This window comes from Halomonas sp. WWR20 (assembly GCF_054602495.1).
Genome location: NZ_JBTRHR010000007.1, coordinates 96,508 through 115,419, shown reverse-complemented (window position 1 = coordinate 115,419; position 18,912 = coordinate 96,508). Strand labels below are relative to the sequence as shown.

The window sequence follows — 18,912 nt, the reverse complement described above, 5'->3', positions numbered from 1 at the left end:
GGGCGGACGCTGTCCGCCCCGTGGCATGAACGGCTAGGGCCAGATTGCTAGGCCTCAGATTGCTAGCAAAGGAGCGCGACCTTGAGTAGCGAAATCATTAAGGTTCCCGACATCGGTGGCAGCACCGATGTCGAAATCATCGAGATTGGCGTGTCCGAGGGCGATGTCATCGCCGCGGAAGACACCATGATCACGCTCGAATCCGACAAGGCCAGCATGGATGTACCGGCGCCCAAGGGCGGCAAGGTACTGAAAGTGCTGGTCAAGGAGGGCGACAGCGTTTCCGAGGGTGACGATATCCTCGAGCTGGAAGTGGAAGGCGAAGGCGACGGCGAGTCTCAGGACGCCGAGCCGGCCCCGGAAAAGACCGAGCAGCCCCAGGCGGCCGCCGAGAAAAAACCGGCAGCAGACAAGCCGGCAGCCAAGAAGACGTCGGGTGGCGGCAAGCGTACCGTCGAGATCAAGGTGCCTGATCTTTCGGGCAGCGAAGACGTGCCGATCATCGAACTCGCCGTCAGCGAAGGTGACGAGGTGGATGTCGAGGACCCGCTGATCACGCTGGAATCCGACAAGGCCTCGATGGACGTGCCCAGCCCTCACAAGGGCAAGATTGTCTCACTGTCGGTCAAGGAAGGTGACACGGTCTCTCCCGGTGACGTCATCGGCAGCATGGAGATCGCCGGGGAAGAGGGCGATGACGAAGAGGCGCCCGTCGAGGAGAAACCGCAAGCGGATTACACCGAGACGGCAGCTCCCGACGAAGCCGACAGCGGCGATGCCGAGGAGAGCGAAGGCGAGTCTCTGCGCAAGGAGATTCGTGTTCCCGACATCGGCGGCAGCGAAAACGTGCCGATCATCGAGGTGGCGGTCGCCGAAGGCGACGAGATCAACGAGGAAGATCCGTTGATCACGCTGGAATCCGACAAGGCGTCGATGGATGTGCCCAGCCCGTTCAAGGGCAAGCTCGTCGAACTGGCGGTCAAGGAGGGCGATAGCGTCTCCGAAGGCGACCTGATCGGATATATCGAAGTCGCGGGCGCCGCCAAGCCCAAGCAGCCAGCGGCCTCGAAGCCGGAGAAGCAATCCTCGGCGGATCAGGGCGAGACGCGCAAGCCGGCCAGCCAGATCGCGGAAGTCGAGGCGGCGGCCACCCCGAGCCCCGAGGCACAGATGGCCGCGCACAAACCGCGCGACGGCAAATTGGCCCATGCGGGGCCGGCGGTGCGCATGCTGGCGCGCGAGCTGGGTGTCGACCTGAATCAGGTCAAGCCCAGTGGACCCAAGGAGCGTGTCCTCAAGGAGGACGTGCATGCCTACGTCAAGCAGGTGATGAAACAGCAGTCCGCGGCGCCGGCGACGGCGACTTCCGGCGGGGCGGGCATCCCGCCGATTCCCGCCATTGACTTCAGCCAGTTCGGCGAAGTCGAGGAGCAGCCGATGGGCCGCCTGCTCAAGGCCGGGGCGACCAACCTGCACCGCAGCTGGCTCAACGTGCCTCACGTGACCCAGTTCGACGAGGCCGACATCACCGAGCTCGAGTCATTCCGCAAGGCGATGAAGGCCGAGGCGGAAGCCGAAGGTGCCAAGCTGACGCCGTTGCCGTTTTTGATCAAGGCGTGTGCCTTTGCCTTGCGCAAGTACCCGCAGTTCAACGTCAGTCTTCACCCGGACGGCGACAAGCTGGTATGGAAGAAGTACGTGCATATCGGCATTGCCGTGGACACGCCGGAGGGGCTGATGGTGCCGGTGATCCGTGACGCCGACAAGAAGTCATTGTTCGAGCTGGCGCGCGAGTCCGTGGATCTGGCCAAGCGCGCGCAAGCCAAGAAGCTCAAGCGTGAGGAAATGCAGGGCGGCTGTTTCTCCATTTCCAGCTTGGGTTCCATTGGTGGCACGGCATTTACGCCGATCGTCAACGCTCCGGAAGTGGCGATTCTCGGCGTCTCCAAGGCGCAGATGAAACCGGTGTGGGACGGCAAGGAGTTTGCGCCGCGGCTGATGATGCCGCTGTCATTGTCGTACGATCACCGCGCCGTCAATGGCGCCGACGCGGCACGCTTCACCGCCTTCCTGGCACAGGTGCTGACCGATATCCGCCGATTGCTGCTGTAATCGGATATTGTTTCATCTTATTGGGCGGCTCTCTCGAGAGCCGCTTTTTTTGTTCTTGGCCTGGATAACGCCTGCATTCCAAGCTTGCATGACGAATGTTTCCTCAAGCTTTTGTTTTTAAAGATCTCCTTATATTAAAGTTTTTCCGGCGGAATCCGATATAAACCGTAACCGGCCCTTGTCAGAAAATCGCTCCGATAAAAACTATCAGTCGCCTAATTCCGTTGCGCCCTCATCCCGACCGGGCATGTGTCAGCACCGCCTGCGGTGGGGTCTGTCCGTGGCGGCGCTGCGTGATGAGCGTGCGGTTTCGCAGGGTCTGTCCGAATTCAGAAAAACTATAGGATTCACCGTCATGCAAAAAACATTCGCTCCCCAGTTCCTGCGTCAGCTGTCCCTGCAGGGCAGGATACTGATGGCGGTATTGCTGCCGCTTGCCATCGTCACGGCATTGCTCGTCTTCGAAAGCACCACAAGGCTTCAGGCGCGGGGAGAGGCAAGCGTTCAGGCGCAGCGAGAAATGCTGCTCGCCGATCGTCAGGAGTCGCTGAAGAATCTCGTCCAGACGGCGATGACCGCGATCGCGCCCTTCTATGCCGATGCCGGCGCCAACGACACACAGGCCAAGCGGCAGGCCGCGGAGGTCCTGCGCAGCATGCGCTATGGCGAGAACGGCTATTTCTTCGTTTACGATTATCAGGGTACGAATATTGTCTTGCCGACCAGTCCTGAAACGGAAGGCAAGAGCCTATGGGACAAGCAGGCTCCCAACGGTGACTACATCATTCAGGGCTTCGTCAAGCAGGCCAAGGCGGGCGGAGGCTTTCATGATTATCCATGGGGTAACCCGGCCAGTGGCCAGGAAGAACCCAAGCTTTCCTATCTGACGGGGCTTGACAAGTGGAACTGGGCGCTGGGCACCGGTGTGTACATTACCGATATCGAGGAGCAGGTCGCGGCGCTGCGCGAGCAGGTGGAAGCCGACGTCGCCGAGAGCGTGATGTTCAACGCTCTTCTCGGCCTGGGGGCATTCATCATCGTCGGCATGATCGCCGTCGTCATCACCCGACGTATCATCGGGCCCATTCGCCAGACCAGCGCCGCCATGGCGGATATCGCCTCTGGCGAGGCCGACCTGACCAAGCGTCTGCCGGTGATGCGTAAAGATGAAATCGGTGAGCTGGCCGAGCAGTTCAATGCCTTCGTGGCACGCATTCAGACCACACTGCTGGAGGTGCGCGGCAGCACCGACTCGGTAGAGCATGCTGCCAGGGAAATCGCTCAGGCCAGCCAGGATCTGGCCGGTCGTACCGAGCAAACCGCTTCCAACCTGCAACAGACCTCGGCCTCCATGGAGCAACTGACCGGCACGGTGAGCAACTCGGCGGACTCCGCCACTCAAGCCAATCAGTTGGTCCACACGGCCGCCGAAGTCGCCAAGCGAGGGGGCAGTGTGATGGGGCAGGTGGCGCACACCATGGAGGAAATCAATGCGTCGTCCAAGCAGATCGCCGAAATCATCGAGCTGATGGACGGCATCGCCTTCCAGACCAATATTCTGGCTCTGAACGCCTCGGTCGAAGCCGCCCGGGCCGGAGAGCATGGGCGTGGTTTTGCCGTGGTGGCCGGCGAGGTACGCAATCTGGCCAGCCGTTCGGCCCAGGCCTCCAAGGAGATCCGCACCCTGATCGATACTTCGGTGGAGCGCACCAGAACGGGAACGCAACTGGTCGAGAGTGCAGGGCATACCATGCAGGAGATCGTCGACAGCGTCATCCGCGTGACCGATGTCATCAGCGAGATCAGTGCGGCGACCAAGGAGCAGAGCGTGGGCATTGGCCAAGTCAACAGCGCGGTGGCCGAGCTGGATCAGATGACGCAGCAGAATGCCGCGATGGTCGAGGAGTCGAGTGCCGCCGCCGACGAGCTGCGCTCGCAGGCACAGCGTCTGACCGGGACGATCGCCGCCTTCCGCCTGGGGGAAAATTACTCCCAGGCGACGCACGGCGAGCTTTCACATACGCGCCGGGAATCGCTGGTCAGGCCTGCCCCGGCGTCTTCCGCAAGCAAAGCGCTGACTTCTCGAACCGGAAAGGCCGAGCCTCAGGCGGTGGAGGACTGGAGTACGTTCTAGAGTCGATGCTTGGCGAACAGGACTTATTGCCAATCGGGAAACGGATTATGATTCACTTGGGCGGCCCTGCGGGGCCGCTTTTTATCGATCCCGAGCCAGCATGCAAGCTTTCAGCGGGTGGCAGCCATCACCAGGCAGGAGATATCGAGGCGCAGGATACGGCACGCGGTGGTTCGGCCAATTTCTGGAGCGTGCTGGTACAGATCGCCCTGATCGATATCGTCTTCTCGCTGGATTCGGTGATGACCGCGAGGCATGGTCGATCAGGTCGAGATCATGATCGCGGCCAAGCCGATCGGCGATTTCGTCGATGTCCATCCCACGATCAAGATTCTGGCATTGGCGTTCTTGATCCTGGCGGGCATGACGCTGATGGTCGAGGGATTCGGCATCCATGCGTCCGAAGGCTATATTTATTTCGCCATGGCGTTCTCGCTGTTGGTGGAAACGCTCAACATTCGCCTGCGACGCAAGCGCCAGTCAGCCGCGACATTGCGCCGACATCAGGCGGACGAGGCGGACTCGCCGAGCGAATAGGCCGACCAAAGTGGTATTCCCGGCCTAACCTATTGTCGGGAAAGGAAGTATTGTCTGCCCTGGCAGCAGGAATGTGCGCTTTGTTGCTTGTGCGTCCCAGGCGCGCCGGGTATCGTCTGCAGCATCCGCTTATTTTGTCATGCCCGACTGTATGTCGGGCATGACCCACGCTTTTTTACTGATAAGTCGCGAGACGAATATTCGAGGAGCAGTGCAGATGCGTTTGATCCTGTTGGGCGCCCCCGGCGCAGGTAAGGGCACCCAGGCCCAGTTCATCAGCGAGCGGTTCGGCATTCCGCAGATCTCTACCGGCGACATGCTGCGCACGGCTGTCAAGGAAGGCAGCGAACTGGGGCTCAAGGTCAAGGAGATCATGAACAGCGGTGGGCTGGTGTCCGATGACATCATCATTTCCCTGGTCAAGGAGCGCATCAGTCAGCCCGACTGCGAAAACGGTTTCCTGTTCGACGGCTTTCCGCGCACCCTGCGCCAGGCGGATGCCATGAAGGAGGCCAACGTTAAGCTCGACCACGTCGTGGAGATCGCCGTCGACGACGAGGAGATCGTCAAGCGCCTGGCGGGGCGTCGGGTACATCCCGATTCCGGTCGCGTTTACCATGTCGATTACAATCCGCCCCGGCAGGATGGCAAGGACGACGTCACCGGCGAAGCCCTGATCCAACGCGACGACGATCGTGAAACGACCGTGCGCAACCGCCTGTCCATCTACCACGACCAGACCGCACCGCTGATCGACTACTATCGGCAGTGGGCCGAGCAGGAGCCCCAGGCGGCCCCGAAGTATCATCGCATCGAGGGCGTGGGAAGCGTCGACGACATCAAGGCTCAGGTCACGAGCGCCCTGGAAAGCTGAGCTGCCGCGTTAACCGGTCAATCGGCCGTTTCGGCAAGTTCACCGGCCGGCGTCCTGCCGGTCGGTGGCATGCTTTTGCAAGCTGCTTCGTCCCCGTATAATGCGGCTTCATTCTTCTGATTTCGCGATAGCCCATGTCCACGCTGCTGGCTCTGGATGCCTCCTCAAGTGCCTGCTCCTGCGCGCTCTGGCAGGACGGTGAGGTGACGTCTCGTTTTGCTCTGACTCCCCGGGAACACACCCGCCGGCTGATGCCGATGATCGACGATGTGCTGCGTGAGGCCGGTGTCGCTTATGCATCGCTGGATGCCGTAGCCTACGGTCATGGCCCGGGCTCCTTCACTGGGCTGCGTATTGCCGCCGGTGTCGCTCAGGGATTGGCCTTCGGGCTGGAGCGCCCGTTGATCGGTATTTCCACGCTGGAGGCGCTGGCCCTGGCGGCCCATCGCCAGCACCATGCCCGGCATATCGTGGCCGCCCTGGACGCGCGCATGGGCGAGATCTATGTCGCCGCCTACCGTTGTCACGATCAGCAACTCGAGGCGCTGCTCGACGAGGCCGTCATGCCTCCCGAGCGTCTAGAGCTGCCGATGCCGCACGAGACTTCCGACTGGCTCGGGATCGGTTCGGGCTGGGCGCTGCTGAAGAGCATGCCGGTCATGGTCCAGACGGCCATGGCCCAGTGCTTGCCCGAGCAATATCCTGCCGCTGAAGACATGGTGAGACTGGCTGCCCGGCGCCTGGCCGAAGGTAAGGCCTGCGCCGCGCATGAGGTGGTGCCGGTCTATCTGCGTAATGAAGTGGCTTGGCGCAAAGCATGACGGAATCCAGCCTTTATCAGGTTCCGCTTATCTGAAAAAATGGCGCTGATACCCTTTGTCTAAGGACTGCCAATGGACGGGTTGCATGTGGCCGTACTGGCCCTGCTTCAAGGATTGACCGAGTTTCTGCCGATCTCTTCCTCGGCGCATCTGATTCTACCCTCGCAGATCCTAGGTTGGCCCGATCAGGGGCTGGCCTTTGACGTGGCGGTACATGTGGGAACCCTGCTCGCCGTTATGCTGGCCTTTCGCCGCGACATCGGGGCGATCGTGCAGGGCTGGTTCGGCCAGTTCGCCGGGCAGGGGTCATTGGCGTCGCGTCAGACCGAGTCCAGTTGGCTGGGCTGGATGGTATTGCTCGCCACGCTGCCGGCGGTGATCGTCGGGGGCATGTTCGACAACCTGATCGAGACTTCGCTACGCTCTTCTTTGGTCATCGCCATCACCACCATCGTCTTCGGTGTGTTGCTGTGGTGGGCCGATGCGCGTGGATCACGAACCCGCGACCTGACCACGCTGACCCTGCAGGCGGCACTGATCGTGGGGCTGTTCCAGGCCATCGCCCTGATTCCCGGCACCTCCCGCTCCGGCATCACCATCACTGCGGCACTGCTGTTGGGCTTCAACCGCCAGAGTGCTGCGCGCTTCTCGTTTCTTCTGTCGATTCCGTTGATTCTCGCCGCCGGTCTGCTCAAGGGGGTGGAACTGGTGGAGGCGGGCACCGATGCGGCGCTACATGACGTGCTGATCGGGGCGGGGCTCTCTTTCGTGGCAGCGCTGGTATGCATCAAGCTGTTCCTGGCGGCACTGGATCGTATCGGTATGTGGCCCTTCGCCGTCTACCGGTTGCTGCTGGGCGGGTTGCTGCTGGCCTTGTGGATGACATGAGCGCAGCCATCGTGGCGGTCGGTGAGATATTGCAACCGCTGGCGCAGCGGTTGGGGCTGGCCTGGGCGGCGACCCGGCCGGCGGACGCCTTGGGGTTGATCGCCACGCCGCAGGGATTGGCGATTGCCGGTGACGAGGCGCGCTACGGCAAGCCGGTGACGGCGGATTTTGTTGGCGGCAAGGCCGGACATCGGCGGCGTTTCGGCGGCGGGCGTGGCCAACTGGTCGCCAAGGCCTGCGGACTGGGACGGGGGGCGACGCCGGACATCGTCGACGCCACGGCCGGGTTGGGGCGCGATGCCTTCGTCCTGGCCAGTCTCGGCGCCCGCGTGCTTATGCTGGAGCGGATCGCGCCGATCTATGCCTTGCTGGAAGACGCTCTGGATAGAGCACGCGGCGAGCCGGACATCGCGGCAATCGCGGCGCGGCTCTTTGTGCGTCATGCCGATGCCACGCTTGCGCTGGAGCACGCCGTGCACGACGCGCCGGTGACGCCTCAGGTGATCCACCTCGATCCGATGTTTCCCCACCGCGACAAGTCATCGCTGGTCAAGAAGGAGATGCGTCTGTTCCGTGAGCTGGCGGGCGACGATGAGGACGCCCCCCGCTTGCTCGAGGCGGCGCTGGACGTGGCCACGCATCGCGTGGTGGTCAAGCGTCCCCGCAAGGCGCCGCCCATCGCGGGTCCCGCGCCGGCTCACGTCATCGAGGGCAAGACCAGCCGCTATGATCTCTATGTGCACCGCGCCCTGAAGTAGCCGGCAATATTTCGGCCCGTTTGGAATGGGCGGGCCAGTGATATGCCTTCAAGGCTGGCGGGTCAGCTGTCCCAGGCGCTGGCGGAGCATGGGGTCGAACAGGGCCCGCACGCGGTGCTGGGCGTTCTCCAACGCCTCGCCGTAGCATAGCTGTCCATCTTCCTGCCATAGCCAGCCATAGGCTTCGAGAGTATCGAGCAAACCGCTGAACAGGCGCTTGTCGAAGAATTCGGGGGCATTGAGCCCCGAGAGCAACGTCAGGCGTTCGGCAAGCTGATGGCTATGTTCTTCCAGCGCTTCACGCGACAGCTCACCGCTGGCGTGGCGCAACAGGGTCGCCAACAGCAGGTAGCCTCTCTCCAGAGTGGGCTGCACCGGCTGGCCGAGCAGACGCAGCTGTTCGCTGGCGCCCAGGTCCCGGGTGGGGCGGCTCCAGCGCTCGTCTTCGCGAACCAGCAGGCCTTCGTGCTGCAGCGTCTCCAGGCAAGCCTTGGCGTGCGCGGCCAGATCATCCGGTGTCCGCAGATAGAATTCCCGAGCGAGTACCGGCCAGGTCAATTCCAGTAGCCCCACGAGTTCTTCCAGCGTGAAACGTGCATTGTTGCGAAAGGCGAAGGCAACCAGGCCGGGGAAGGCGAACAGATGCAGGATATTGTTGCGATACCAGGTCAGCGATGTGGCTTGCTCGGGGGAGGCCAGCACCAGTTCGCCGAGGGCTTGGGTGCGGCGTTCGATAAAGCCCAGATGAGCGACGTGAGCGATCCAGTCGCGTGCGGTGCCTTGGGGCAGGATCACCTGCTCGCCGCCGGGAAACTGTCGCTGTAGCCTGACCAGCAACGCCATGTGCTGGCGAAGCAGGTCGGCCTCGATGGCACGGTGGGGCGTAGCGAGCAGAGTGATCGATACCAGTGACACCGGATTGAGCGTGGCGGCGGCATTGATACGCCGGGCGAGCTCCTCGCCAAGCGCGGGCACGGCCTGCTTGAGCCAGGCGGGACGCCCGGTGCGATGCGGGGCCCGCCAGTCGACGACGCCGGCGTCGAGAAAATCCGTCAGCGACAAGGGGGCACCGATATTGACGCTGACCCGCCCGAAGGGCTGACGCAACTGCCCTACGACCCGCAGCAGATCCAGCGGCGACTCCTTGCGCTTGCTGGCGCCACGCAGCTCCTTGAGATAGCTGGCGCTCTCCACCACCTTTTCGTAGCCGATATAGACGGGCACGAAGGCCACGTCACGCCGGGTATCGCGAATGAAGGAGCGTAGCGTCATGGCCAGCATGCCGGGCCGGGGCGTGAGCATGCGCCCGGTGCGCGAGCGCCCGCCTTCAATGAAGTACTCCACGGGATGCCCGCGGGAAATCAGACGGTGCACGTATTCGTTGAACACGGCGGAGTAGAGCCGATTGTCGCGGAAGCTGCGGCGCATGAAAAAAGCCCCGCCACGGCGCAGCAGCGCGCCGATCACCGGCATGTCGAGGTTGCGACCGGCGGCGATATGCGGCGGCATCAGCCCTTCGCGATAGAGCACGTAGGAGAGCAGCAGATAATCGATATGGCTGCGGTGGCAAGGCACATAGATGATCTCCTTGTCACCGGCCAGCGTCTTGACGGCGTCGAGTCCATGCACGTCGACACCATCATAGAGACGATTCCATACCCGGCGCAGCAGTTGATACATGAAGCGCAGCACCGGATAGGACATGTTGGAGGCGATCTCCTGTCCATAGCGCCAGGCCTGGCGGGTTTCCCGCTCGAGGGAGGACGCGCGTTGCGAGCAGGTGTCGCCGATGGCCTGGCGCACGTCGGGGCTTGCCACGACGCCGCGTATCAGCGTACGCCGGTGAGAAATGTCCGGACCCAGCACCCGCGTGCGCACGCGCCGGAAATGCACGCGCAGCACGCGTGCCACCTTGCGCTGGGTCAGGGCGGCGGGGCGCTCGTCGAGCAACTGACGCAAGCGTACCGGCTCACCCAAGTGAACTTCCACGCTCTTGCCATTGATCAGCACCGACAACAGGCGCCGCAGGCGTCCCGACCACTGCCAGCTGTCTGCCGCCAGCAGTTTCCAGAATCCGAAGTCCTTGCCGGGTGCGCGGCCCCAGAACACGCTGACGGGCACTAGCTGTACCTCGCTGTCGGGGTGGCGCTGCAGGCTTTCCACCAATGTTTCCAGAGGGCGAGAGCGGTTGCCCTTGAGCCCTCCCAGCCCGCGCTTCAGACGGGGCAGGGCGAAACAGGCCGGTAGCTGGACGTCACCGGCCGCGACGCGTCCTGCGGCGGGAGGCAGGGCCTGACGACGGCATAGAAGCTCCAGGGCCAGCATGTCAGAGAGCGACGCGTGCGGCAGCACATAGAAGACCGGGTGTTCCCGGTCGAGGTCCAGGTGGGCGGGGTCAGGTTCGACAAGGCGAAATTCGAGCCAGCCGTGCAGAAGGCGGCGTGCCAGAGTGCGCCAAGGGTGTCGAAGTGCGCTCGGAAAAGCCATTCGGTTGCCTGTGCTCGAGTGGGAAGTGGCATTATAGCGGGACCGCTTATAGCGAAGCGAAACGTCCCGAGCTTTTTCTCCTATATCGTTATAGGGTAATGAAAAATTACTGATTGCAGCACAAGGAGCCAGAATGCGCAGCATTTGGAGAGCCGGCAATCGTTTCACCCTGTTGCCGGAAGGCAAGCGCTTTCTGCCTGAGATGTTTGCGGCCATCGAGGAGGCTCGCGAGTCGCTACTCGTCGAGCAGTATCTGATGGAATCCGGCACGCTGGCCGGGCGCTTCATCGAGGCGCTGTCCGACGCGGCGCGGCGCGGCGTCTCGGTCATGTTGCTGCTCGACGGCTACGGCTGCATGGGGCTTGTGAGCGAGGACCGCGAGCGGCTGCAACAAGCGGGGGTGGCGGTGCGGGATTTCAATCCTCTGGCCTTGCATCGGCTAAGCGGGAACCTGACTCGCGATCATCGCAAGCTGCTGGTCGTGGACGGGCGCGTGGCGTTCACCGGTGGCTTCTGCATCGTTGATGAGTTCCTCGAGGCTTGGTATGAGGTGGCGGTACGCATCGAAGGCCCGGTGGTGGGCGACTGGGTGCGGCTGTTCTCGCGATTATGGGATTCGTCGAAGACCCGCGGCGCGGGTGAGCCGTCGCGTATCCGCAGGCTCGCGCTGCACCTCGATCCGGTACCCGGCTATCACGGCATGTTGGGGCGGGTGATGTGGGGACAGGGCCACCGTTACCAGGCGATCCGCCATTCACTGCATCAGCGCATTGCCAACTCCCGTCAGCGGCTGTGGATCTGTACGCCCTATTTCGTGCCGACCCGCTCGCTGCTACGGCGCCTGGGACAGGCGGCGCAGCGCGGCATCGACGTACGCCTGTTGTTGCCCGGCGAGAAACATGACCATCCCACCGTGCGCTATGCCGGGCAACGCTTCTATGGCCGGTTGCTGCGTGCGGGCGTACGAATCTTCGAGTTCCAGCCGACCTTCATTCACGCCAAGTTCTGCGTGGTCGATGACTGGAGCACGGTCGGTTCCTGCAACTTCGATCACTGGAGCCTGCAATGGAACCTGGAAGCCAACCAGGAGATCGACGACAAACGCTTTGCCGATGAGATCGCCGCGCTCTTCGAGCGCAACTTCGCCTCGAGCGAAGAGATCCATCGGGAAGCCTGGGCCCGGCGCCCTCATCTTCAGCGCTGCCGGGAGTGGCTATTTGGAACGCTGGATGCCTGGCTGACACGGCTGCGCTAGGCGTTTGCAGTGCGGCTAGCGGCGTCGTCCACCCTTGCCACGCTGAGTGCCGGACTTGCGTTGCAGCGCGGGCTTGGGCGCCTCGGGCGGGACCCGATAATGCAGATAGAGATCGAGCACCAGCTCGGGCAGCTGACGTACCAGCGCTTCTGCCTGGTGCGCTGGGGTGATCAATTCCTGCATGTCCGGCTCGTCCTCGAATAGCCCCGACAACGCCATGAACGGCAACAGCAATGCCGCGGTATTCTCTTCATCCTGGGCGAACCAGGCCGCCTCGTCGAGGAACACGCCTTCCATGAAACCGGCGCACCAGTCCCCGATCGGAGTTTCGGCCGGGTCGAGTCCGCCGAGTTCAAGATCGAACGGCAACTCGGGGAGCAGACCATGCTCCAGAGCGTCAACGGCGTTGCTGCGCAGAGCTTCCAGCAGGCTCAGGATGTGGTCTCGCTCGGCGTCGTCGGCAAAATTGGGTTCGCCATGGAAGAGTTCGGCCACCCAGATGGACGCCTCCGTGTCGCGCGGAGCCACGGCGAGCGCCAGCAGAAAGCCATGGGCGCTGACCAGATCGAGTGCGTCCGGGTCGACGCGCTCGGACTCGAGAAACGCATCCAGGGTGTCGAGCCCGGTGTCGTCGAGCAGAGGTTGAGGGAGGGCGGGGGAGGTCTCGTTCATGACAGGCTCTCTTGATTCTTCCAGGGCTGGACGCTGCCGGCATCTGTCGGCATTCTAGCACCCCATGATGTCAGCGACCCTACCTTCTCCCGATCCCGATCATCTGGCCAGCCTCGACGAAGCAGCGTTACACGCGAGCGTTCGTGACCGTGCCGAGGCTGCCTGGCAACTGGCGAGGGAAGTTCACCCCCAGCTTCCCCGCCCTGGAATATGGTTCGACCTGCGCGGCAAGGGGGCCGGCCAGGCACACTACCAGCGCGGTGGGCTGCGCTTCAATCCGGTGTTGCTAGCGGATAACCGCCAGGCGTTCATGGTCGAGGTCATCCCTCACGAGATGGCGCACTGGCTGGTGTTTCATCTCGATGGCCCGCGTGTACGACCGCATGGTCGCGAGTGGCAGACCGTCATGCGACAGCTCTACGGGCTGGCGCCCGTCACCACTCATCGTTTTGACGTGACGCGTGCCAGCCCCGCACCCTATCGCTACCGCTGCGGTTGCAGTTCACCACATCATTTTTCGCCACGGCGTCATGCGCTTGCTCGTCGCGGTACCGATTATCGCTGCCGTCGATGCCGTGAATGGCTGGTTTTCGAGGCGCGTATCGACGTTTGAATTGGATTGCAAGCTATTGAAATGAATAGGGATCTTTTTGATACCAAGGTCTAATAGGGCACGTGGTACCTCCCGGGTATATGCTGAATGCAGTTCTAGCGCTGGTACGCTCGGTTTTGCGACGCCAGCGAAATGCATACATCTCCGGCACAGAGGCAGACCATGACCGAACAGCAGAAAGTCTATCCGGTACGCGAAGAGCTCGCCGCCAATGCCTGGGCCGACAACGAACAGTACCTGGCCCTGTATCAGCAGTCGGTGGACGATCCCGAGGCTTTCTGGGCCGAGCAGGCCAAGCGGCTGGAATGGTTCAAGGCGCCCACCAAGATCAAGAACACCTCGTTCGCATCGCAAAACGTCGATATCCGCTGGTATGAGGATGGCGTGCTCAACGTGGCCTACAACTGCCTCGACCGTCACCTTGAGGCTCGTGGCGACCAGCCGGCGATCATCTGGGAGAGTGATGATCCCGGCCTCGACAAGACACTCACCTACCGCGAGCTGCACGCCCGTGTCTGCCAGCTGGCCAACGCGCTTAAGGCGCTTGGCGTCAATAAGGGCGACACGGTCACGCTATACATGCCGATGGTACCCGAGGCCGCCATGGCCATGCTGGCCTGCGCGCGTATCGGCGCCGTGCATTCCGTAGTCTTCGGCGGCTTTTCGCCGGATGCGCTTGCGGGGCGCGTAGTGGATTCCCAGTCCCGTGTCGTCATCACCTCCGACGAGTCCGTGCGCGGGGGCAAGAATGTCCCGCTCAAGGATAACGTGGATGCCGCCCTGACCCGTCAGGGCACCGATGTGGTGGAAACGGTGCTGGTGGTTAAGCGTACCGGAGGCGATATCGACTGGCAGGAAGGCCGGGATGTCTGGTTCGATGATGCCGTCGACAAGCAGTCCAGCGACTGTCCGGCCGAGCCCATGAATGCCGAGGATCCGCTGTTCATTCTGTATACCTCCGGCTCTACGGGAACGCCGAAGGGGCTCGAGCATACCTCCGGTGGCTATCTGGTCTATGCGGCACTGACGCATCAGTACATCTTCGATTATCACGAGGGCGAAGTGTACTGGTGCGCCGCCGATGTGGGCTGGATCACCGGGCATAGCTATATCATCTACGGGCCGTTGGCCAATGGGGCCACTACGGTGATGTTCGAAGGGGTGCCCAGCTATCCGACACATGGGCGCATCGGCGATATCGTCGACAAGCACAACGTCTCGATTCTTTATACGTCGCCCACCGCCATTCGTGCCTTGATGGCGCATGGCGAAAACATCATGGACTCCAGCAGACGCGACACTCTGCGCGTGCTGGGTTCGGTGGGCGAACCGATCAACCCCGAAGCCTGGGAGTGGTTCTATCGGGTCATAGGCAACTCGCGCTGTCCCATCGTCGATACTTGGTGGCAGACCGAAACGGGCGGCATCATGATCGCGCCGCTGCCCGGTGCCACGGCGCTCAAACCGGGCTCGGCGACACGGCCGTTTTTTGGTGTGCAGCCGGCACTGGTGGACAACGAGGGGCATCTGCTCGAAGGTGCCACCGACGGCAACCTGGTCATGCTCGATTCCTGGCCGGGGCAGGCGCGTTCTATCTGGAACAATCACGAACGTTACGTCCAGACCTATTTCTCCAATTATGAGGGAATGTACTTCACCGGTGACGGCTGTCGCCGCGACGAGGATGGCTACTATTGGATTACCGGGCGCATCGATGATGTCCTCAACGTTTCGGGACATCGCATGGGTACGGCGGAAATCGAATCCTCACTGGTGGCGCACCACGCCGTGGCGGAAGCGGCGGTGGTGGGCTTCCCTCACGATATCAAGGGTCAGGGCATCTATATCTACGTCACGCTAGCCGACGGGTTCGAGCCTGACGAGGATCTCAAGAAGGAGCTGATCCAGTGGGTACGCAAGGACATTGGACCGATTGCCTCCCCCGACATCATCCAATGGGCGCCGGGTCTGCCCAAGACGCGCTCAGGCAAGATCATGCGGCGTATCCTGCGCAAGATTGCCGCCAATGAGTGCGAAGGGCTGGGCGATACCAGCACCCTGGCGGACCCCAGCGTGGTCGACGACCTGATCGAGCATCGCGCCATTCGCGAGTAAAGATAGGCTGCATTGTTTTGCCCGGACCCTCCCGCTTGCCGCCAGCTTCATTACCGCGGGGAAGTACGCCAGCTTCCATGGGCTCCGGGCTCTTTCGTGCCGGCCTTGAGGCTGGCTTTTTCATTTCTGTAAGATTTTTCCTCTCGATCGTCTGTAAACGTATGCCCCAGGCTTGGGATCGCGCAGGCCTTGGGGTAACATGCCGTGATAAGAGGCGAACCGATCCTGGCCCGATACCGCATGGCACGGCTGTTCGCTCAAGGGGATCCGAGGAGACTCGCAATGGCTTTTGCCCAGAAATTTATCGTCGCCGATGACCACCCGCTATTTCGTGCCGCACTGAATCAGGCGTTGCGCCAGGTCGCGCCGCAGGCCGAGATTGTCGAAGCCGATACCATGGCGGCGACAACCGATGTCGTGATGCGGCATCCCGATGCCGACCTGATCCTGCTGGATCTGCACATGCCCGGAGCACACGGGTTCTCGGGGTTGATCCAGTTACGTGGACAGACGCCCGATATTCCCGTAGCGGTGGTGTCCGGGAGCGACGAGCCGCATGTAGTGCGCCGTGCCATTGACTATGGCGCCTCGGGCTTCATCCCGAAATCCTCGTCGCTGGATAAGATCGCCGAAGCGATCGGTGAAATCCTCGATGGCGAGGTATGGCTGCCCGCCGAGATGGCCAACTCCCTGGGGGAGTCGGACTCGGAAGATACGCGCTTTGCCGAGGCCATCGCCTCGCTCACGCCGCAGCAATTCAGAGTACTCAACATGCTCACCGAAGGCTTGCTCAACAAGCAGATCGCATATGAGCTCAGTGTCTCCGAGGCCACCATCAAGGCGCACGTCACGGCCATCCTGCGCAAGCTTGGCGTGCATTCGAGAACTCAGGCGGTAATCGCCGCTCAGCGACTCGAAGTCGAGCCGCCCAAGGTGGAGAGTTGACATTGGGACAATGCGCCTGAGGTCAAGAATCCGCGACATTCGATGAACTGCACCCCGAAGGTTGGACACTCTCCAGCCTTCGGGGTGTTTCTATGAGGAAGCCATGCGACGAGCGGTTCAAGCGGCTGGTGGTGCAGCAGTGTTTACGCGAGGACACCCGCCCAAGGGAGGTGGCTCTATACCCTTGAGTTGCAGCAAGGCCTCGACCATGACGTCCATGACGACAATCATGAGCGCAGAGCGCTGGAGCTAAAAGGCCTGAGCCCCAGCACTCAGGCCTTGAGCGCCGGCCGAATGAGCCGTCCCACTATTGGAGGACAGCTCACAATCGAGAACCTCTCGTTTCACACTCTAGGGTCTGTTGACATTTCAGTGCGAACCGCGTTGCTGCGCCAAATGGCGCCCAACAGACCCTAGGCAGTAACGGATGAAAGTTGCGGGCGCTCGCGGCTAGGTCGTGGCATAGGCGTAGAGTAGGGTTTCCTGGGCGCTGATCGGCGCAACGTCGCCGGGCTCCGACTTGCGATAGCTACCGTTCTCCTGAAGCAGCCAGCTCTGGCAGTTATCGACAAGGTAGGTTTCCAAGTCCTTACGCACCCGCTGGGCAAGTTTCTTGTCGAGAATCGGAAAGCAGGTCTCCACGCGATGGAACATGTTGCGTTCCATGAAATCGGCACTGGAGGCCCAGGCTTCCGGCTTGCCGTCATTATGGAAGTAGAACACGCGAGTATGCTCCAGGAAGCGGCCCACGATCGAGCGGACATGAATATTATCCGAAACCCCCTTGACGCCGGGGCGCAGACAGCACATGCCGCGGATGATCAGGTCGCAGCGTACCCCCGCCTGGGAAGCGCGATAAAGCGCACGAATCAGGCGAGGTTCGGTGAGCGAGTTGCATTTGATGATCAGATGCGCCTTTTTGCCTTTCTCGGCGAACCGGGCTTCGCGATTGATCATCTCCAGGAGCTTGCCGTGCAGTACGAAGGGGGCATGCAGTAGCATCTCGATCTGGCGTGGCTTACCCATCCCCGAGAGCTGCTGGAAGACCATATGTACGTCCTCGCACAACGTCGCATTGGCGGTGAGCAGGCTGTAGTCGGTATACAGCTTGGCCGTCTTGGAATGATAGTTACCGGTCCCCAGATGGACGTAGTAGTGCAACTCGCCTTTCTCGCGGCGCACGATATGCAGCATCTTGGCGTGCGTTTTGTAGGCCATTACCCCATAGATGACGATGGCCCCGGCTTCCTGCAGTCGCGAGGCCAGGGCCAGGTTGTCGGCTTCGTCGAAACGCGCACGCAACTCGATGACCACGGTGACTTCCTTGCCGTTGCGTGCGGCATCGACCAGTGCGTTGATGATCGGCGAATCGGCCCCGGTGCGGTATAGGGTCTGCTTGATGGCGAGCACGTGGGGATCGCAAGCCGCCTCGGTCAGTAGTCCCTCGACGGGCGAAAACGCTTGGAAAGGGTGCTGCAGAAGAATGTCTTCCTGACGGATCAGGTCGAAGAGGCTATCGTTGCCGCCGCGCAGGGCTTTGGGCAGGCCCGGGGTGAAGGGTGAGTAGAGCAGATCGGTACGCTCGGAGTCGCCGATCATTTCCATCAGGCGGCTCAGATTGACCGGCCCGTCGACCTGGTAGAGGTCGCGATCGTCGAGTTTGAACTGTTTCAGCAGAAAATCGGTGAGATGCGCCGGGCAGTTGCTCGCCACCTCGAGGCGCACGCCATCACCGTAGCGCTGGGCTAGCAATTCGCCCCTGAGTGCCGAGGCGAGATCGGAAATTTCCTCGGTGTCGACCGTCAGATCGGCATTGCGCGTGAGGCGGAACTGATAGCATCCCTTGATGATCATGCCGGGGAATAGCTCTCCAGCGTGGGCGTGAATCATCGAAGAGAGAAAGATGAACTTGTCGCTGCCTGTCTGGCCGAGGTCTTCCGGCAGGCGGATCAGTCGCGGCAATGAGCGCGGTGCGGGCAGGATCGCCAGCCCCCCCGTGCGGCCGAAAGCATCCTGGCCCTCGAGCTCGACGATGAAATTCAGGCTCTTGTTGACCAGCCGCGGGAAGGGATGGGAAGGGTCGAGCCCGATCGGACTGATGACCGGCATGATCTCTTCTTCGAAGTATTCCCGCACCCACTGCTTCTGTGCCGGGGTCCAGGCGTCGCGGCGCAGGAAATCAATGCCCTGCTCGTTAAGGGCGGGGATCAGGACCTCATTGAGTATCCGGTACTGTCGCTCGACCTGTTCGTGGACGATGCGGGAAATTTCATCGAGGACCTGCGAGGGGCGCATCCCATCGATCCCTGCCTCCTCATGATGGAAAGCGATGCGATGCTTGAGTCCGGCGACCCGGATCTCGAAGAACTCGTCGAGATTGGATGAAAAAATCAGCAGGAACATTAGCCGATTGAGCAGGGGGTGCGACGTGTCCAGGGCCTGCTCGAGAACGCGAATATGGAACTGCAACGTGGACAATTCGCGGTTGAAGTAGAGGCCGGGTGCCTCCAGGTCGGTCACATCCGAGGGAGCCGGTTTGGCGCGCACCCCCGTGCGGGTGCGATTGACCCGCAACGGGGACGTATCGCCGCCGGCGTCGACGTTGGCCGCTTCGGTGGCGTCGCTATCGGTGAATGCCGGCGACTGGCCACGTGGCTCTTCTTCCATTGCAAAGCTCCTTGCGCTGGCGAGAGGCGCGTGG

At 61.9% G+C, this 18,912-nt stretch carries 15 protein-coding genes; 11 read left to right on the top strand and 4 right to left on the bottom strand.

What is annotated here, in order from left to right:
• The first annotated feature begins 81 nt into the window (after window positions 1-81).
• Window positions 82-2,112 (top strand): dihydrolipoyllysine-residue acetyltransferase, encoded by a 2,031-nt coding sequence (gene aceF, locus ACW4DH_RS14060; protein WP_459637025.1) that lies wholly within the window; start codon window positions 82-84, stop codon window positions 2,110-2,112.
• 355 nt (window positions 2,113-2,467) lie between these two features.
• Window positions 2,468-4,246: a methyl-accepting chemotaxis protein gene (locus ACW4DH_RS14055; RefSeq protein WP_459637024.1), complete on the top strand. Its 1,779-nt coding sequence runs from the start codon at window positions 2,468-2,470 to the stop codon at window positions 4,244-4,246.
• A 110-nt stretch (window positions 4,247-4,356) separates the two neighbouring features.
• On the opposite strand, the gene ACW4DH_RS14050 is transcribed toward ACW4DH_RS14055, so the two are convergent.
• Window positions 4,357-4,503, bottom strand: coding sequence for a hypothetical protein (locus tag ACW4DH_RS14050; RefSeq protein ID WP_459637023.1), 147 nt, complete (start codon window positions 4,501-4,503; stop codon window positions 4,357-4,359).
• Between ACW4DH_RS14050 and ACW4DH_RS14045 the strand changes: the two genes are divergently transcribed.
• The 5 genes from ACW4DH_RS14045 to ACW4DH_RS14025 all read left to right on the top strand — a co-directional run bounded on the left by ACW4DH_RS14045 (window position 4,502) and on the right by ACW4DH_RS14025 (window position 8,124).
• Window positions 4,502-4,783 (top strand): hypothetical protein, encoded by a 282-nt coding sequence (locus ACW4DH_RS14045; RefSeq protein ID WP_459637022.1) that lies wholly within the window; start codon window positions 4,502-4,504, stop codon window positions 4,781-4,783. The two genes, ACW4DH_RS14050 and ACW4DH_RS14045, sit on opposite strands and share 2 nt — an antisense overlap.
• Before the next feature lie 217 nt (window positions 4,784-5,000).
• Window positions 5,001-5,657, top strand: coding sequence for an adenylate kinase (gene adk, locus ACW4DH_RS14040; protein WP_459637021.1), 657 nt, complete (start codon window positions 5,001-5,003; stop codon window positions 5,655-5,657).
• A 134-nt stretch (window positions 5,658-5,791) separates the two neighbouring features.
• On the top strand, window positions 5,792-6,478 hold the full coding sequence (tsaB, locus tag ACW4DH_RS14035) for a tRNA (adenosine(37)-N6)-threonylcarbamoyltransferase complex dimerization subunit type 1 TsaB (protein ID WP_459637020.1): 687 nt from the start codon (window positions 5,792-5,794) through the stop codon (window positions 6,476-6,478).
• A 72-nt stretch (window positions 6,479-6,550) separates the two neighbouring features.
• Complete coding sequence (locus tag ACW4DH_RS14030) at window positions 6,551-7,366, top strand: undecaprenyl-diphosphate phosphatase (RefSeq protein ID WP_459637019.1); 816 nt, start codon at window positions 6,551-6,553, stop codon at window positions 7,364-7,366.
• Entirely contained in the window at window positions 7,363-8,124 is a 762-nt protein-coding gene (locus tag ACW4DH_RS14025) for a class I SAM-dependent methyltransferase (RefSeq protein WP_459637018.1), read from the top strand. The genes ACW4DH_RS14030 and ACW4DH_RS14025 overlap by 4 nt, the downstream gene beginning before the upstream one ends.
• A gap of 48 nt (window positions 8,125-8,172) precedes the next feature.
• On the opposite strand, the gene plsB is transcribed toward ACW4DH_RS14025, so the two are convergent.
• Window positions 8,173-10,611, bottom strand: a complete 2,439-nt coding sequence (gene plsB / locus ACW4DH_RS14020; RefSeq protein ID WP_459637017.1) for a glycerol-3-phosphate 1-O-acyltransferase PlsB — start codon at window positions 10,609-10,611, stop codon at window positions 8,173-8,175.
• A 133-nt stretch (window positions 10,612-10,744) separates the two neighbouring features.
• Between plsB and ACW4DH_RS14015 the strand changes: the two genes are divergently transcribed.
• Window positions 10,745-11,866: a phospholipase D-like domain-containing protein gene (locus ACW4DH_RS14015; protein WP_459637016.1), complete on the top strand. Its 1,122-nt coding sequence runs from the start codon at window positions 10,745-10,747 to the stop codon at window positions 11,864-11,866.
• Window positions 11,867-11,881: 15 nt separating this feature from the next.
• Here the strand turns inward: ACW4DH_RS14015 and ACW4DH_RS14010 are convergent, their stop codons facing one another.
• Entirely contained in the window at window positions 11,882-12,538 is a 657-nt protein-coding gene (locus ACW4DH_RS14010; RefSeq protein WP_459637015.1) for a YecA/YgfB family protein, read from the bottom strand.
• A gap of 64 nt (window positions 12,539-12,602) precedes the next feature.
• On the opposite strand from ACW4DH_RS14010, the gene ACW4DH_RS14005 reads away from it, so the two are divergent.
• The 3 genes from ACW4DH_RS14005 to ACW4DH_RS13995 all read left to right on the top strand — a co-directional run bounded on the left by ACW4DH_RS14005 (window position 12,603) and on the right by ACW4DH_RS13995 (window position 16,211).
• Window positions 12,603-13,151 carry a SprT family zinc-dependent metalloprotease gene (locus ACW4DH_RS14005; RefSeq protein WP_459637014.1) on the top strand — a complete coding sequence of 183 codons (549 nt, stop codon included), beginning with the start codon at window positions 12,603-12,605 and terminating at the stop codon, window positions 13,149-13,151.
• Between the two features lie 162 nt (window positions 13,152-13,313).
• Window positions 13,314-15,266 carry an acetate--CoA ligase gene (gene acs, locus ACW4DH_RS14000; protein WP_459637013.1) on the top strand — a complete coding sequence of 651 codons (1,953 nt, stop codon included), beginning with the start codon at window positions 13,314-13,316 and terminating at the stop codon, window positions 15,264-15,266.
• A 282-nt stretch (window positions 15,267-15,548) separates the two neighbouring features.
• Window positions 15,549-16,211, top strand: coding sequence for a response regulator (locus ACW4DH_RS13995; protein ID WP_459637012.1), 663 nt, complete (start codon window positions 15,549-15,551; stop codon window positions 16,209-16,211).
• A gap of 450 nt (window positions 16,212-16,661) precedes the next feature.
• On the opposite strand, the gene ppk1 is transcribed toward ACW4DH_RS13995, so the two are convergent.
• On the bottom strand, window positions 16,662-18,878 hold the full coding sequence (gene ppk1, locus ACW4DH_RS13990) for a polyphosphate kinase 1 (protein ID WP_459637011.1): 2,217 nt from the start codon (window positions 18,876-18,878) through the stop codon (window positions 16,662-16,664).
• Window positions 18,879-18,912 lie beyond the last annotated feature (34 nt).

Excerpts from the sequence above, each read along its gene's own strand:
- ACW4DH_RS14055 (WP_459637024.1), top strand. The coding sequence starts at position 2,468 with ATGCAAAAAACATTCGCTCCCCAGTTCCTGCGTCAGCTGTCCCTGCAG.
- ACW4DH_RS14045 (WP_459637022.1), top strand. The coding sequence starts at position 4,502 with ATGGTCGATCAGGTCGAGATCATGATCGCGGCCAAGCCGATCGGCGAT.
- ACW4DH_RS14050 (WP_459637023.1), bottom strand. The coding sequence starts at position 4,503 with ATGCCTCGCGGTCATCACCGAATCCAGCGAGAAGACGATATCGATCAG.
- adk (WP_459637021.1), top strand. The coding sequence starts at position 5,001 with ATGCGTTTGATCCTGTTGGGCGCCCCCGGCGCAGGTAAGGGCACCCAG.
- tsaB (WP_459637020.1), top strand. The coding sequence starts at position 5,792 with ATGTCCACGCTGCTGGCTCTGGATGCCTCCTCAAGTGCCTGCTCCTGC.
- ACW4DH_RS14030 (WP_459637019.1), top strand. The coding sequence starts at position 6,551 with ATGGACGGGTTGCATGTGGCCGTACTGGCCCTGCTTCAAGGATTGACC.
- ACW4DH_RS14025 (WP_459637018.1), top strand. The coding sequence starts at position 7,363 with ATGAGCGCAGCCATCGTGGCGGTCGGTGAGATATTGCAACCGCTGGCG.
- plsB (WP_459637017.1), bottom strand. The coding sequence starts at position 10,611 with ATGGCTTTTCCGAGCGCACTTCGACACCCTTGGCGCACTCTGGCACGC.
- ACW4DH_RS14015 (WP_459637016.1), top strand. The coding sequence starts at position 10,745 with ATGCGCAGCATTTGGAGAGCCGGCAATCGTTTCACCCTGTTGCCGGAA.
- ACW4DH_RS14010 (WP_459637015.1), bottom strand. The coding sequence starts at position 12,538 with ATGAACGAGACCTCCCCCGCCCTCCCTCAACCTCTGCTCGACGACACC.
- ACW4DH_RS14005 (WP_459637014.1), top strand. The coding sequence starts at position 12,603 with ATGATGTCAGCGACCCTACCTTCTCCCGATCCCGATCATCTGGCCAGC.
- acs (WP_459637013.1), top strand. The coding sequence starts at position 13,314 with ATGACCGAACAGCAGAAAGTCTATCCGGTACGCGAAGAGCTCGCCGCC.
- ACW4DH_RS13995 (WP_459637012.1), top strand. The coding sequence starts at position 15,549 with ATGGCTTTTGCCCAGAAATTTATCGTCGCCGATGACCACCCGCTATTT.
- ppk1 (WP_459637011.1), bottom strand. The coding sequence starts at position 18,878 with ATGGAAGAAGAGCCACGTGGCCAGTCGCCGGCATTCACCGATAGCGAC.